Genomic DNA, 15349 nt, shown 5'->3' on the forward strand with positions numbered 1-15349 from the left:
TTGTGTCGTTGAAACGCTTTAGCGGTTCTTGCCGGGAACCCACAATATGTCGGCCTTGCCGGCCTCATTGGCGAAGCGGGCGGCGACGAACAGGAAATCGGACAGGCGGTTGGCGTATTTAAGCGCCGCCGGGCTGACGATCTCGTTCTCAGTGACGGACAGTTCCACCATCAGTCTCTCCGCCCGCCGGCAGACGGTGCGCGCCATGTGCAGATTGGCCGCCGCCGCGCTGCCGCCCGGCAGCACGAAAGAGGTCAGCGGTTCAAGCGCGACATTGAGATCGTCGATTTCGTTTTCCAGCCGCGTGACCTGGCTTTCGACGATGCGCAGCGGCTCGTAAGAAAGCGGCTCGCCATTATCAGGCGTGGCGAGATCGGCGCCGAGGTCGAAAAGATCGTTCTGGATCCGGAACAGCATGGCATCCAGCTTTTCAATCCCGCCCGTATAAAGCCGCGCGACACCGATCGCCGAATTGGTCTCGTCGACCGTGCCGTATGCCTCGACGCGAAGGTCGTGCTTGAGGCGACGCGGGCCGGAAACCAGAGCCGTCGTGCCCTTGTCGCCGGTGCGGGTGTAGATCTTGTTCAGCTTCACCATGTCAGCGGCCACCGCCGGTGAGCCAGAGGGTGAACATGATCAGCACAATCGCCACGGCCTGCAAAAGCAGACGAAGCTGCATCAGCTTGTTGGAACGGTTGGCGTCCTGTCCCTTCAGCATGTTGAAGAGGCCGCGTATCAGCACGATGACGACGAGGCCCATAACGATAAGGGCCAGAACGGTGGTGAAGCCGGACATGCGGTATTACTCCTCCTCAATCGAATCTGCGCAGCAGACGATAGAATAGTCCGGCAGGCAAGAGCCGTTTCAGGATAAGCCCCTGTTTGGCCGGCACGGTAACGGGATAATGCGGCTTCGGTTTTGCCGCCGTCAGGGCGTGTTTCAACACGGTATAAACGGCGTCCGGACCAAGCTTGTGGCGGTTGACGGGGCCGGAACCATCCATGCGCGCCAACTGGCGTTTATATTCCGCCGCATGGGCTGAATTTTCGAGATCGATGTGCTCGTTGATATGGGCAAGCGCGGTGGCGGTGAATTTGGAGGTGATCGGACCCGGTTCGATCAGGCTCACATGGATGCCGCTGCCCTGAAGCTCCATGCGCAGCGTGACGCCCAGCCCCTCAAGCGCAAATTTCGAAGCGGTGTAAGCGCCGCGATAGCGATAGGGAACGAGACCGAGAATGGAGGAGCAATGCACGATGCGGCCCGAACCACGCTTGCGCATGAAGGGAATGACCCGCCGCGTCAGATCGTGCCAGCCGAAGACATTGGTTTCGAACTGGGCTCTCAGCGCTTCGACAGGCAGGTCTTCCACCGCGCCCGGCTGGCCATAAGCGCCATTGTTGAAAAGCGCGTCGATGCGCCCGCCGGTGCGGGCGGCAACCGTATCCACCAGTGCTGCGATGGTTTCGGGCTTGGTGTAGTCCATGATCAGGGTTTCGATGCCCTGATTTTCGAGAGCGGCCATATCGGCGATGCGGCGCACGGTGGCAAAAACCCGCCAGCCATCCCTGTGCAGCGCGCCGGCGCAATGAGCCCCGATGCCAGAGGAACAGCCGGTGATGATGATGACCGGTTTTTCAGACATGTTCTGCCCCGCCAATGGACTTTGCGCCAAGGGGCGCTCAGATTCACAAAATTAAATTGCGCAAAATCCTTTTCGGAAATGGAACCGAAAGCCGGGTTTGCGCGCTGTACAAAGCGAAGCTGATTTCCCATATTCGGGGCGAAGTTACAAATGAAATGCCGATGAATGGAGGTGACATGGTTGCCGCAGTGCGCCTGGCAGGCAAGGTTGCCTTCGATGCCTATTCCCATTTCGCCGAGGATGACGGCTGGGCGATGGCGAGCCATATGGCGCTGTCCATCCTTCTGGCGCTGTTCCCCTTCCTGATCTTCGGCACGGCGCTGGCCGGTTTTCTCGGGGCCGACCAGTTTTCCGAAACGGCGGTGCATCTGATTTTCGATACATGGCCGGAAGCGATTGCCGGGCCGCTGGCGGCGCAGGTGCAGCAGGTGCTGACCATTCCGCGCGGCGGGCTGCTGACGATTTCGGTGCTGGCAGCTGCCTATTTTGCCTCCAACGGCGTCGAGGCGCTGAGAATTTCGCTCAACCGCGCCTATCGTGTCACGGAGACGCGCTGGTGGTATATTACCCGTCTGCTCAGCCTGCTTTACGTGCTGATTGCGGTTGTGGTCTTTGCTGGCATCAGCATCGTCCTCGTCGCCGTGCCGGTCGCCACCTCTTTTGCCGAGCAGCGGTTCCCCTGGCTGACAGACGTGCTGAATACGGTCTCCAGTCTTGGTCTTTACGGTACCATCGTTGTGCTGACGGCGGGGCTGGTGGCGGCGCATCTGTGGCTTCCGGCCGGCAAACGCCGCATCTGGGATGTCTGGCCGGGAATCCTGCTGACGATGATCTTCTGGGTCATCGGTGCGGCGATCTTCGCCTATTACCTCTCCACCTTTGCCAATTATGCGGCCACCTATGCGGGTCTCGCCTCGGTTATGGTGGTTTTGGTGTTTCTTTATATGGTCGGCGTCATCTTCATGCTGGGTGCGGAGGTGAATGCGGCGCTGATGAAGTACAAGGTCCGGCAGATCATCCGCCGCAATATCGGCAGCAATGGCCCGCGTCGCGAGCGGGCACTAGAGGAGGCCGACAAGCCGGCGGATATCTGAGGGCGTCGCTCCTTCTGCCCGCAGGGCGGAAATGCCGGTACTGCCTTCGCTTTTCGAAAGCTTGCGCCCGTCTGCGCCCAAGATCAGCCGGTGATGGTGATAGGCCGGTTGCGACAGGTCCAGCAGGTGTTGCAGCAGCCGGTGAATGGCGGTGGCATGGAACAGATCCATGCCGCGCACCACATGGGTGATACCCTGCAGCGCATCATCCACCACGACGGAAAGATGATAACTCGAAGGCGCGTCTGAGCGCGACAGCACCACATCGCCCCAAAGGGCGGGCTGGGCCTCGATTTTTCCCGTCTCGCCATCGCCGCTTTCCTGCCAGAACAGGGGGATGCCAGCGGCGCGGATCGCCTTTTCCATGTCGAGCCGCCAGGCGTGCGGCCGGCCGGAAGCGAGCAGCGCTGTCCGTTCCGCCTTTGGCCTCTCCCGGTCTATGGTCGGGTAAAGCGGCGCGCCATCGGGATCGCGCGGCCACAACCCTCCCTCCGTTTCGAAGGCCCTGACGATCGCCTTGGTTTCTCCGCGGCTAAGAAAGGCAGGGTAAGCAAGCCCTGCCTCGATCAGCCTGTCCAGCGCCATGCGGTACTCATCGAAATGCTCCGATTGCCGCCGCGCAGGTTTCTCCCAGTCGAGACCCAGCCAGCCAAGATCGTCATAGATTGCCTGTTCCAGCTCCGGGGTGCAGCGCGTCTGGTCGATATCCTCGATGCGCAACAGGAAGCGGCCGTCATTGTCTCGCGCCATATCTTGGTTCAGGAAGGCGGAAAGCGCATGGCCGAGATGCAGCAGGCCATTGGGGCTTGGTGCAAAACGGTAAACCGGTTTTTGACGGAACGGCGAAGGCATGGTTTCTTCTGCCATGTTTTAAAGAGCCAAACCAGCCGGCTGGCGGCATATGGAATGACGGATATGAAAATCATTACCGGGATGGATGACATCAGCGAAGGGCTGGAACATCTCACTCTTCTCGATCCTGCGCTTGGCCCCGTCATTGAAATAGCCGGTCCGCTGGAACTGCGCATCCACGAGCCCGGCTTTGCCGGCCTTGCCCATATCGTCGTCTCGCAGATGGTGTCGCGCGCCAGCGCCAATGCCATATGGGCGCGTATCCTTGCCGGCACCGGCGGCGCGGTCACGGCGGAGAATTATCTGGGTGTGCCGGAGGAATTGCGCGCCACCTTCGGCCTTTCCCGGGCCAAGGCGACGACACTGGAGGGACTGGCGCGCGCCGTCACGCAAGGGCAGATCGACCTTGACGGCGTGGTGCGCAAGGAGGGACTTGCGGCCCTTTCCGAACTGGTGGCGCTTCGCGGTATAGGCCCGTGGACGGCGGAGGTTTATCTGATGTTCTGCGGCGGGCATCCGGATATTTTTCCGGTCGGTGATGTGGCGCTGAGATCGGCGGTGGCGCATGCGCTCGATATGGAAGTGAGGCCGGAAGCGAAATGGCTGGCGGAGCGGGCGGCGCTCTGGTCGCCGTGGCGCTCCGTGGCCGCCCGGCTTTTCTGGGGTTATTATGCCAACATCATGCGGCGCGCCATGGCGCCGCTGCCCTGAGTGTGGTCAAAAATCGGCGATACTGTAGGGCAGGGCCCCGCGCGACAGATGATCGAAATGCAGCTTGCGTTTCAGCGGCGGCACCGCGCGCTGTACGCAATCCACCCTCTCGCAGACCCGGCAGGATATGCCGATCGGTTTGAAGGAGGCGGCATTGCCGAGATCGAGCGTATCGGCATAAACGAAATTCTGCGCGTGGGAAATTTCGCAGCCGAGCGCGATGGCATAGCGCGGTCTATCCGTGTTGAAACCCGCGCCGGCTTTCTCGATCTGCGTGGCAATGGAAAGATAGCGTACGCCGTCAGGCGTTTCCGCCAGCTGCCGCACGATCCTGTCGGAGCTTTCGAAGGCCTGATGGATATTCCACAGCGGACAGGCCGCGCCGAAACGGGCAAATTGCAGCCGCGTGGCGCTGTGGCGTTTGGTGATGTTGCCGGCGCGGTCGATCTTGGCGAAAAAGATCGGCACGCCTTTTGTACCTGGCCGTTGCAAGGTGCTCAGCCGGTGGGCCACCTGCTCAAGGCTTGCGCCGAAACGAACGGCCAGAAGCTCAAGATCGTGGCGTAGCTCCTGTGCCGCCTGATGAAAGCGGCCATAGGGCAGGATGAGCGCTGCGGCGAAATAATTGTGCAGTCCGATACGACAGATTTCGGCCGCTTCCGTGTTGCGGAAACCGGCGCCGGCCAGCACCCTGTCCACCGTCGCGCCGGCGTGAAGCTGGGCAATCTGCAATGCAAGCTGAAAAGAGCGGGTCGGCGCGGCCATGTAGGAGCTCAGGGCGAGCGTCTTGCTCGCAGGATCGAAATGCCGGATCAGGCCGCCCGCCGCATCGGTGCGGGTGATATGGATGCCGTAACGGTTGTGCAGATGCGTCGCCAGAATGCCGTAGGTCTCGCCACCCTCGATGTCCAAGTCCTCTGCCAGCTCCTCGGCCAGAAGATCGATCTCGGCGACGTAGTTGTCGACGAAGTGGAAGAAGTCGCGCACCTCCTCGTAAGGGGTTCTTTCCACTTGCGCGGTGCCGCGACCCAGCCGGTCATCCAGCTGCACCAGCTGCTCGCTGTTCTGACGATAGGCCTGGTGGGCGCGCAGCAGCGCATGGGCAAAACCCGGCGCGTTCTGGGCGATCAACTTCAATTCCTGGAGCCCAGGCTCGTAATTCAGGAACAGCGGGTCTTTCAGCGCCTCGCGCACGGCGGAAACCAGCCGGTCGCTTTCACCGGTCGCCAGCTCCGCCATGTCGAGCTGGAATTTTTCCACCAGCGTCACCAGAACGCTGGCCGAAACCGGGCGCTGGTTGTTTTCGATCTGGTTCAGGTAACTCGCGGAGATACCAAGCCGCTCGGCAAATTGCGCCTGCGTGGCGCGGGCGTTTTCGCGAAGGCCGCGAACCTTGCGGCCGATGAAGAGTTTTTCCGTCGCCATGTTGCAACTTTGCAAAATTTAATATTGCAAATATTTATGGCACGCATACGCGCACGATCAAGGCTTCTAGGCGAATGTTTTCTAAGCTATTGATTTTGAGGAAACGCATGGAGGAAACATGCCCGGCATTCTGGAGCAATTGGAAACGCGGCGCGCCGAGGCGCGGCTCGGCGGCGGCGTCAAGCGCATCGAGGCGCAGCACGCCAAGGGCAAGCTGACGGCGCGCGAGCGCATCGATGTGCTGCTGGATGAAGGCTCCTTCGAAGAATACGACATGTACGTGACCCACCGGGCGGTGGATTTCGGTATGGCGGAACAGAAGGTGGCCGGCGACGGCGTCGTCACCGGCTGGGGCACCATCAATGGCCGACAGGTCTATGTGTTTTCGCAGGATTTCACCGTGCTCGGCGGTTCGCTGTCGGAAACCCATGCGCAGAAAATCTGCAAGATCATGGATATGGCGGTGCGCAACGGCGCGCCGGTGATCGGCCTCAACGATTCCGGCGGGGCCAGAATTCAGGAAGGCGTGGCCTCGCTCGGCGGTTATGCCGATGTGTTCAAGCGCAATGTCGTCGCCTCTGGCGTCGTGCCGCAGATATCGGTCATCATGGGCCCCTGTGCGGGCGGCGCCGTCTATTCGCCGGCCATGACCGATTTCATCTTCATGGTGCGCGATACCTCCTACATGTTCGTGACCGGGCCGGATGTGGTCAAAACCGTGACCAACGAGATCGTTACGGCGGAAGAATTGGGCGGAGCCTCCACCCACACGAAAAAATCCTCCGTCGCCGACGGCGCTTATGAAAACGACATCGAGACGCTGGAGCATGTGCGGCTGCTGTTCGATTTTCTGCCGCTCAACAACCGCGAAAAGCCGCCGGCGCGCCCGTTCCACGACGATCCGGCGCGGCTGGAAGCACGTCTCGATACGCTGATCCCTGATAGTTCCAGCAAGCCATATGACATGAAGGAACTGATCCACGCGCTGGCCGACGAAGGCGATTTCTTCGAGTTGCAGGAAGCTTTCGCCCGCAACATCATCACCGGCTTTATCCGTCTCGAAGGCCAGACGGTGGGCGTCGTCGCCAACCAGCCGATGGTGCTGGCCGGCTGCCTCGATATTGACGCCTCGCGCAAGGCGGCGCGTTTCGTGCGCTTCTGCGACGCCTTCAACATTCCGCTTCTGACGCTGGTGGATGTGCCGGGTTTCCTGCCCGGAACGGCGCAGGAATATGGCGGCGTCATCAAGCACGGCGCGAAACTTCTGTTCGCCTATTCCGAGGCGACGGTGCCGATGGTGACGCTGATCACCCGCAAGGCCTACGGCGGCGCTTATGACGTGATGGCCTCGAAACATATCGGCGCTGACGTGAACTATGCCTGGCCGACGGCGGAAATCGCCGTGATGGGCGCAAAGGGGGCGGCGGAAATTCTCTATCGTTCCGAGCTCTCCGATCCGGAAAAGATCGCTGCGCGCACGAAGGAATATGAGGAGCGTTTCGCCAATCCCTTCGTCGCTGCGGAGCGCGGTTTCATCGATGAGGTCATCATGCCGCATTCCTCACGCCGCCGCATCGCTCGCGCGTTTGCGTCGCTGCGCAACAAGAGCGTGGAAACCCGCTGGAAGAAACACGACACTATTCCGCTCTGATCCGCCGCAGGGCTGGAAAAATGCTTCGGCCACCTTACTATATGGATGTTAAGGCGCCCGGATGTCCGGATGTCCTCCCGAAAAGCAAAAGGACACATTTTCATGGCCGAAAATTCCTCCGCAGATAATTTACCCGCAGGATATGAAGTGCCCAAGGTCTGGACCTGGGAAAAGGGCAATGGCGGTCAGTTCGCCAATATCAACCGCCCTATCGCCGGTCCCACCCATGAAAAGGAACTGCCTGTCGGCAAGCACCCGCTGCAGCTTTATTCGCTGGCGACGCCGAACGGCCAGAAGGTCACCATCATGCTGGAAGAATTGCTGGCCGCCGGCCACAAGGACGCAGACTATGATGCCTGGCTGATCAAGATCGGCGAGGGCGACCAGTTCGGCTCCGGTTTCGTCGGCGTCAATCCGAATTCCAAGATCCCGGCGCTGATGGATCACTCGACGGCTGAGCCGACGCGCGTTTTCGAAAGCGGCTCGATCCTCGTTTATCTCGCGGAAAAATTCGGCGCTTTCCTGCCGAAAGAGGGCAATGCCCGCACACAGGCACTGAACTGGCTGTTCTGGCAGATGGGCTCCGCACCCTTCCTCGGCGGCGGTTTCGGCCATTTCTACGCCTATGCGCCGATCAAGATCAAATACGCCATCGACCGTTACGCGATGGAGGTCAAACGCCAGCTCGACGTGCTGGACCGGCACCTGGCTGAAAACCGCTATCTGGCGGGTTCGGAATATACCATCGCCGACATGGCCGTCTGGCCGTGGTATGGCAAGATCGCGCTTGGTCAGGCCTATGGCGATGCCGGTGCGTTCCTTGAGGCGGACGGTTACAAGAACGTCATGCGCTGGACGCTCGAAATCGGCGAACGCCCGGCGGTCAAACGCGGCGTGATCGTCAACAAGACTTCGGGCGATCCGTCCGAACAGTTGCATGAACGCCACGACGCCTCCGACTTCGAGACGAAGACACAGGACAAGATCGGCAAGGCGTAAGGAAGGATTAGAGCGCCAAAAGCGCTCTAACTATTTGAATTGACGCATTTCCGGACGTAAAAGCAAGGCAGCTTTTACTGGAAATGTTCTGGAAGGACAAAAGATGGCGAACCTGCCCGAAATGACCAAACACAAGGGATTTCCCTCCGGCATGCCGAGCACGGGCGTCCAGTTCACCATCCGCCGCGCCAACCCCAAAGGGGTAACACCTATCAAGATGATACCCCGAAGGGCGCGCAACGACACCAAGGAGCATCGCATCGATGCCGCCTTCCTGCACTCGCTCTGGCACCATTTCGGGCCTGAGCCCTTCGAGCGTGGCAATCTCGACGCCGCCCGCCTCAACCTCCTCTTCGGCCGCGAGGTGGTGCCGGCGGAAAAGAACTTCGATCCGCTTTCCTATCAGGCGATGCTTGTTATCGATGAGCGTGTCGCCCGGCAGAATTTCCCGGAATCCTTCGAGAATTTTTTCGAAATTTGACGACTACTCACGGGTTTGCGCTGAGGGAAGAGGGGCAACAACCGCATGATCAAGAAAATCCTCATCGCCAATCGCGGCGAGATCGCCTGCCGGGTGATCAAGACGGCCAGGAAGATGGGCATCGCCACTGTCGCGGTCTATTCGGATGCGGATGCCAATGCGCTGCATGTGAGACAAGCGGATGAGGCCGTTCATATCGGCCCGGCCCCCTCGTCGCAGTCCTATATCGTCATCGACAAAATTCTGGAGGCCATCAATAGGACCGGGGCGGATGCGGTCCATCCCGGCTACGGCTTCCTGTCGGAAAATGCTGTCTTCGCAGAAGCGCTGAAACAGGCGGGCGTCGTCTTCATCGGCCCGCCTGTTGGCGCCATCGAGGCCATGGGTGACAAGATCACCTCCAAGAAACTGGCCGCGAAAGCGGGCGTTTCCACCGTCCCCGGCCATATGGGGCTGATCGAGGATGCGGATGAGGCGGTCAGGATCGCTTCGCAGATCGGTTATCCCGTCATGATCAAGGCGTCGGCCGGCGGTGGCGGCAAAGGCATGCGCATCGCCTTCAACGATGCCGAAGCGCGCGAGGGTTTTCAGTCCTCCAAAAACGAGGCGAAGTCGTCTTTTGGCGATGACCGCATCTTCATCGAAAAATTCGTCACCCAGCCGCGCCATATCGAAATTCAGGTGCTGGGCGACAAGCACGGCAATATCCTTTATCTCGGCGAACGCGAATGCTCGATCCAGCGGCGGAACCAGAAGGTCATCGAGGAAGCGCCGTCACCCTTTCTGGACGGAGCGACCCGCAAGGCCATGGGCGAGCAGGCCGTGGCGCTGGCGAGAGCGGTCGGTTACCATTCGGCCGGCACGGTGGAATTCATCGTCGATGGTGACCGCAACTTCTATTTCCTTGAAATGAATACCCGCCTGCAGGTGGAGCATCCGGTGACGGAGCTGGTTACCGGCATCGATCTGGTCGAACAGATGATCCGTGTGGCATCAGGTGAAAAGCTCTCCTTCGGGCAGGCGGATGTGAAGCTGAACGGCTGGGCGATTGAAAGCCGGCTTTATGCTGAAGACCCCTACCGCAACTTCCTGCCCTCTATTGGCCGGCTGACGCGTTATCGCCCGCCGCAGGAAGGCGAACAGGAAAACGGAACGGTCATCCGCAACGATACCGGCGTTTTCGAAGGCGGCGAAATCTCGATGTATTACGATCCGATGATCGCCAAGCTGTGCAGCTGGGGCAAGGATCGGACGACTGCCATCGATGCCATGGGAGAGGCATTGGATCGTTTCGAGGTTGAAGGCATCGGCCACAATCTACCGTTCCTGTCGGCCGTCATGCAGCATGAGCGTTTCCGTGCCGGCCGCCTGACGACGGGCTTTATTGCGGAAGAGTTTCCGGAAGGCTTTTCCGGCGTCGAGCCGGATGAGGCCGCCGCGCGCAAGCTTTCCGCCATTGCGGCCATCATCAATCAGCGCCTGCAGAACCGCGCGGTTGAAATTTCCGGCACCATTGGCAATCACCGCCGCATTGTCGGTAGTGACTGGGTGGTTTCGTTTGGCGCGCTCCGCCACGGGGTCAGCGTCGAAACCGGTGCGGATGGTACAGCGGTCCGTTTTGAGGATGGGATGGCGCTGACCATCGATACCGGCTGGCGTCCCGGCCAAAGCCTTGGGCTGTTCACAGTGGCGGGCGAGGTCATCGCCGCCAAGGTCGATCTTGCAGGTGCAGCGGTTCGCTTGCGCTGGTGCGGCATGGATGTTCTCGCCCGCGTGCGCAGCCCGCGCGTGGCGGAACTGGCGCTGCTGATGCCGGAAAAACTGCCACCGGATACGTCGAAACTGCTGCTCTGCCCCATGCCGGGCGTCATCACCGGTATTTCCGTGGGTGAGGGCGAAGAGGTGGAGGCCGGGCAGGCGCTGGCGACGGTGGAGGCCATGAAGATGGAAAACATCCTGCGCGCGGAAAGACGCGGTCGCGTTGCCAGGGTGGCGGCTAAACCGGGCGACAGCCTCGCGGTGGATGAAGTCATCCTCGAATTCGAGTGACGACCTTTGGCCGTTTTTGCGGAACGGATGCGGATCGGAGTGGTTTAAGGGGGCGGGCCTGCGGGCGGCCGTTCGATTTTCGTCACGATCAGCCGCCACAGTGCTAAAATGAAATGCAGAAGGGGAGAGATGCATGTCGGGTGAAAAAACGGTGCGGGATTGGCTGCAGCTTGCCGAAAAGGAGCTGAAGCGCTCACCGGACACACTCGTCTGGCACACGCCGGAGGGCATCGAGGTCAAGCCGCTCTATACGGCTGACGATCTGCAGAAGATTTCCCATCTCGACAGCCTGCCCGGCTTTGCGCCCTTCACGCGCGGCCCGCGCGCCACCATGTATGCCGGGCGGCCCTGGACCATCCGCCAATATGCCGGTTTCTCCACGGCGGAAGCCTCGAACGCTTTTTATCGCAAGGCGCTCGCCGCCGGTCAGCAGGGCGTTTCCGTCGCCTTCGATCTCGCCACCCATCGCGGTTATGACAGCGATCATCCGCGCGTGGAGGGCGATGTCGGCAAGGCGGGCGTGGCGATCGACAGCGTCGAGGACATGAAAATCCTGTTCGACGGCATCCCGCTCGAAAAAGTCTCGGTGTCGATGACCATGAATGGCGCGGTTATTCCGGTGCTCGCCAGTTTCATCGTTGCGGGGGAAGAGCAGGGGGTGCCTCGTGCCGCCCTTTCGGGCACCATCCAGAATGACATTCTCAAGGAGTTCATGGTCCGCAACACCTATATCTATCCGCCGGAACCCTCGATGCGGATCATTGCCGATATCATCGAATATACGGCGAAGGAGATGCCGAAATTCAACTCCATCTCCATTTCCGGCTATCACATGCAGGAAGCGGGCGCGACGCTGGTGCAGGAGCTTGCCTTCACGCTGGCGGATGGCCGCGAATATGTGCGCGCGGCCCTTGCCAAGGGGCTGAATGTCGATGATTTTGCCGGGCGCCTGTCGTTCTTTTTCGCCATCGGCATGAATTTCTTCATGGAGGCGGCGAAGCTGCGCGCCGCGCGCCTGCTCTGGTCGCGCATCATGCAGGAATTCAAGCCGCAAAAAGCGTCATCGCTGATGCTGCGCACCCATTGCCAGACGTCAGGTGTCTCGCTTCAGGAGCAGGACCCTTATAACAACATCGTCCGCACCGCGTTTGAGGCCATGTCCGCCGTGCTTGGCGGTACGCAGTCGCTGCACACCAATTCCTTCGATGAGGCGATTGCCCTGCCGACGGAGTTTTCCGCCCGCATCGCCCGCAATACGCAGCTTATCCTCCAGCATGAAACCGGTGTCACCAAGGTCGTCGATCCGCTGGCCGGTTCCTATTATGTCGAGAGCCTGACCGATGAACTGGCAGAGAAGGCCTGGGCGCTGATCGAGGAGGTGGAGGCGCTTGGCGGCATGACCAGGGCGGTGGCGGAAGGCCTGCCGAAACGGCTGATCGAAGAGGCGGCAACACGCCGCCAGGCGGCGGTGGACAAGGGCGAGGAGGTCATCGTCGGCGTCAACCGTTATCGTCTCGAAAACGAGGAAGATATCGATGTTCTCGATATCGACAATGCCGCCGTTCGCGCCGCGCAGATCCGCCGCATTGAGGAGACGCGCCGCCGCCGCGATGGCAAGGATGTGACCTCCGCCTTGGCGGCACTTTCCGAGATCGCCCGCAGCGGCAAGGGCAATATTCTCGAAGCCGCCGTTGTCGCCGCCCGCGCCCGCGCCACGGTGGGAGAGATTTCCGATGCACTGCGTGCGGTCTTCGGTGACCATGCCGCCGTGCCGGAGGTGGTGAGCGATATTTATGGCGAGGCCTATAGGGATGAGCCTGAACTTGCCACGCTCTCCGCCCGGCTTTCCGGTGTTGCTGAGAGGATCGGCACCAAGCCGCGCATCATGGTCGCCAAACTCGGGCAGGACGGACATGATCGCGGCGCGAAGGTCATAGCCTCCGCCTTCGGCGATATCGGTTTCGATGTGCTGGCCGGCCCTTTGTTCCAGACGCCCGTTGAAGCGGCGGATATCGCCGTTCAGAACAGGGTGCATGTGGTGGGCATGTCGTCGCTCGCCGCCGGTCATAAGACGCTGGCGCCGCAGCTGGTTGAGGCGCTGAAACAGAAGGGCGCGGAAGACATCATCGTCGTGGTCGGCGGCGTCATTCCACGGCAGGATTATCAGTTTCTGCTCGATCACGGCGTTTCGGCAATTTTCGGACCCGGCACCAATGTCATGGATGCGGCCAACAAGGTTCTCGACCTGCTCGAAGGCGTCAGGCGGAACGTGTGAGGGGAATACGGCCATGTTCGCAAGATTGAATCACGTCGCCATCGCGGTGCCCGATCTCGATGCCGCTATTGCCCGCTACAGCGCACTTGGCGCAGAGGTCTCGGAGCCGCAATCGCTACCTCAACACGGGGTGACGGTGGTTTTCATTCAGGCTGAAAATACCAAGATCGAGCTTCTTTATCCGCTCGGCGAAAATTCGCCGATTGCCGCTTTTCTCGAGAGAAATCCGGGCGGCGGCACGCACCATCTTTGCTTCGAAGTGCCTGACATTGTCGCGGCGCGCGACGATCTCGTCAAAAAAGGCGTTCGAATTCTGGGTGACGGCGAGCCGAAGATCGGCGCGCATGGCAATCCCGTTCTTTTCCTGCACCCAAAGGATATGGGCGGCGTGCTCTATGAGCTTGAACAGGTTTCTCGGACACATGGCTGAAACACAGACCCCGTAAGAGGCTGGCCATACGGTGGATGGCGCGCAGCGGCCGTTCGCCTTTGCCGGAACGTGTTTCGTTTGTTTTCTTTTGACATTCGTTTTGTTTTCGTTTTTATGGCAATTGTCTTTCAACGATGGGGACGAGGTCCCCCCGACGCTGTCGTGGAGGCTCTATGTCCGGCGAGAATATTTTCGATCTTTTTGTCATCGGTGGCGGCATCAATGGCTGCGGCATTGCCCGCGATGCCGTGGGCAGGGGCTATTCCGTGGCGCTTGCGGAAAAGGGCGATTTCGCTTCCGGCACGTCTTCCGCGGCCACCAAGCTCATCCATGGCGGTTTGCGTTATCTCGAACATTACGAGTTTCGCCTCGTCCGCGAAGCGCTGATGGAGCGGGAAATCCTCTGGGCCATGGCCCCACATGTCATCTGGCCCATGCGTTTCGTCCTGCCAATCCAGAAAGGCGGCGTGCGCCCGGCCTGGATGGTCCGGCTCGGCCTGTTTCTTTATGACAATCTCGGCGGCCGCAAACTTTTGCCGGCGACCGGCACGCTCGATCTTCGCAAGGACCCGGCGGGCAAGCCTCTGAAACCGGCTTTCGCCAGGGCTTTCGAATATTCCGACGGCTGGGTGGATGATGCCCGCTTCGTGGTTCTCAACGCACGCGATGCGGCGGATCGCGGCGCGACCATCATGAACCGCACGCGCGTCGTTTCCGCACGGCGCGAAGGCGGGCTGTGGCTCATCGAGACGCTGGACGAAAAAACCGGTCGTTCGGCCACGCATAAAGCGCGCATGCTGGTCAATGCTGCCGGTCCCTGGGTGGATACTGTGCTTTCCGGCGTCTTCGGGCGCAACGACGTGCACAATGTCCGGCTCGTGCAGGGCAGCCACATCGTTGTGCGCAAGAAGTTTTCCGATCCGCGCGCCTATTTCTTCCAGAACCCTGATAACCGCATCATCTTCGCCATTCCCTATGAGCGCGATTTCACGCTGATTGGCACCACGGATCGCGACTACAAGGGCGATCCGGCCAGGGTTCGCATTTCCGAAGACGAAATTTCCTATCTCTGCAACGCGGCCAGCGACTATTTCAGCGAACCCGTTCGGCCGGAAGACATTGTCTGGACTTATTCCGGCGTACGGCCGCTCTTTGATGACGGCGCTTCGAAAGCGCAGGAAGCCACACGCGATTACGTGCTGAAGGTTGAAGAGGCCGAGGGTGAAGCTCCACTCCTCAATATTTTCGGCGGCAAGCTCACCACCTATCGGCGGCTGGCGGAACATGCGCTGGAAAAGATCGGCGCGGCAATTGGCGAAAAGGGCAAGCCGTGGACGGCGGGCTCCCACCTGCCGGGTGGCGATTTCGGCGCTGAGAGATATGAGGCGCAGGTTCGGGCGCTCGTCTCCCGATACCCTTTCCTTGATGGACGCCATGCCGAGCGGCTTGTCAGAAACTACGGTACGAAGGCTGCAGAACTGTTGGGAGGCGCCACCGATGTCTCCGGCCTCGGCCGGCATTTTGGCGGCACGCTTTATGAATGCGAGGTGCGCTGGCTGGTTGAACACGAATGGGCCTCCGCGGCCGAGGACATTCTCTGGCGACGCACGAAACAGGGCCTGCGCCTGAGCAAGGAAGAGGCTGCCGGTCTCGATGAATTCGTGGCCATGCTGACGGGCGGCGAGCAAAAGGCCGAAGCCGTGGCGGAGCGCGCCTGAAAATCCGCCAGCCGCCCT

14 protein-coding genes are annotated in these 15349 nt (G+C 60.5%); 9 read left to right on the top strand and 5 right to left on the bottom strand.

The window, feature by feature from the left end:
* Positions 1-18: 18 nt before the first annotated feature.
* From PL597_RS00405 to PL597_RS00415, 3 genes are read right to left on the bottom strand one after another with little or no spacing between them, the layout of a single operon-like run.
* Positions 19-597 (bottom strand): cob(I)yrinic acid a,c-diamide adenosyltransferase, encoded by a 579-nt coding sequence (locus PL597_RS00405; protein ID WP_271364367.1) that lies wholly within the window; start codon positions 595-597, stop codon positions 19-21.
* Between the two features lies 1 nt (position 598).
* A complete protein-coding gene (locus PL597_RS00410; RefSeq protein ID WP_003520830.1) occupies positions 599-796 on the bottom strand; it encodes a twin transmembrane helix small protein in 198 nt (65 codons plus the stop codon).
* Between the two features lie 16 nt (positions 797-812).
* Positions 813-1646, bottom strand: coding sequence for an SDR family oxidoreductase (locus PL597_RS00415; RefSeq protein ID WP_137411450.1), 834 nt, complete (start codon positions 1644-1646; stop codon positions 813-815).
* A gap of 176 nt (positions 1647-1822) precedes the next feature.
* Here PL597_RS00415 and PL597_RS00420 point away from each other — a divergent pair, with 176 nt between their 5' ends.
* Positions 1823-2740 carry a YihY/virulence factor BrkB family protein gene (locus PL597_RS00420; protein ID WP_271364368.1) on the top strand — a complete coding sequence of 306 codons (918 nt, stop codon included), beginning with the start codon at positions 1823-1825 and terminating at the stop codon, positions 2738-2740.
* Here PL597_RS00420 and gluQRS read toward each other — a convergent pair.
* Positions 2708-3607: a tRNA glutamyl-Q(34) synthetase GluQRS gene (gluQRS, locus tag PL597_RS00425; protein ID WP_271364369.1), complete on the bottom strand. Its 900-nt coding sequence runs from the start codon at positions 3605-3607 to the stop codon at positions 2708-2710. The genes PL597_RS00420 and gluQRS overlap by 33 nt on opposite strands.
* A 39-nt stretch (positions 3608-3646) precedes the next feature.
* Between gluQRS and PL597_RS00430 the strand changes: the two genes are divergently transcribed.
* Positions 3647-4303, top strand: coding sequence for a DNA-3-methyladenine glycosylase family protein (locus tag PL597_RS00430; RefSeq protein ID WP_162520350.1), 657 nt, complete (start codon positions 3647-3649; stop codon positions 4301-4303).
* Between the two features lie 6 nt (positions 4304-4309).
* Here PL597_RS00430 and PL597_RS00435 read toward each other — a convergent pair whose 3' ends face one another.
* Positions 4310-5728, bottom strand: coding sequence for a helix-turn-helix domain-containing protein (locus PL597_RS00435; protein WP_271364370.1), 1419 nt, complete (start codon positions 5726-5728; stop codon positions 4310-4312).
* Between the two features lie 118 nt (positions 5729-5846).
* Between PL597_RS00435 and PL597_RS00440 the strand changes: the two genes are divergently transcribed.
* From PL597_RS00440 to PL597_RS00470, 7 genes are all read left to right on the top strand, one after another.
* The gene (locus PL597_RS00440; RefSeq protein WP_077985204.1) at positions 5847-7379 is read left to right on the top strand and encodes an acyl-CoA carboxylase subunit beta; all 1533 of its coding nucleotides are present in this window, start codon (positions 5847-5849) and stop codon (positions 7377-7379) included.
* A 102-nt stretch (positions 7380-7481) separates the two neighbouring features.
* A complete protein-coding gene (yghU, locus tag PL597_RS00445; RefSeq protein WP_077985203.1) occupies positions 7482-8378 on the top strand; it encodes a glutathione-dependent disulfide-bond oxidoreductase in 897 nt (298 codons plus the stop codon).
* A gap of 103 nt (positions 8379-8481) precedes the next feature.
* Positions 8482-8859 (top strand): hypothetical protein, encoded by a 378-nt coding sequence (locus tag PL597_RS00450; protein WP_077985202.1) that lies wholly within the window; start codon positions 8482-8484, stop codon positions 8857-8859.
* A 45-nt stretch (positions 8860-8904) separates the two neighbouring features.
* Entirely contained in the window at positions 8905-10908 is a 2004-nt protein-coding gene (locus PL597_RS00455; RefSeq protein WP_271364371.1) for an acetyl-CoA carboxylase biotin carboxylase subunit, read from the top strand.
* Between the two features lie 133 nt (positions 10909-11041).
* The gene (gene scpA, locus PL597_RS00460; protein WP_137411456.1) at positions 11042-13183 is read left to right on the top strand and encodes a methylmalonyl-CoA mutase; all 2142 of its coding nucleotides are present in this window, start codon (positions 11042-11044) and stop codon (positions 13181-13183) included.
* 13 nt (positions 13184-13196) lie between these two features.
* Positions 13197-13613 (top strand): methylmalonyl-CoA epimerase, encoded by a 417-nt coding sequence (mce, locus tag PL597_RS00465; protein WP_137411457.1) that lies wholly within the window; start codon positions 13197-13199, stop codon positions 13611-13613.
* 173 nt (positions 13614-13786) lie between these two features.
* Positions 13787-15331 (top strand): glycerol-3-phosphate dehydrogenase, encoded by a 1545-nt coding sequence (locus tag PL597_RS00470; RefSeq protein WP_271364372.1) that lies wholly within the window; start codon positions 13787-13789, stop codon positions 15329-15331.
* Positions 15332-15349: the final 18 nt, after the last annotated feature.

The organism is Agrobacterium sp. ST15.13.013, assembly GCF_027956525.1.
Classification (GTDB): domain Bacteria; phylum Pseudomonadota; class Alphaproteobacteria; order Rhizobiales; family Rhizobiaceae; genus Agrobacterium; species Agrobacterium salinitolerans.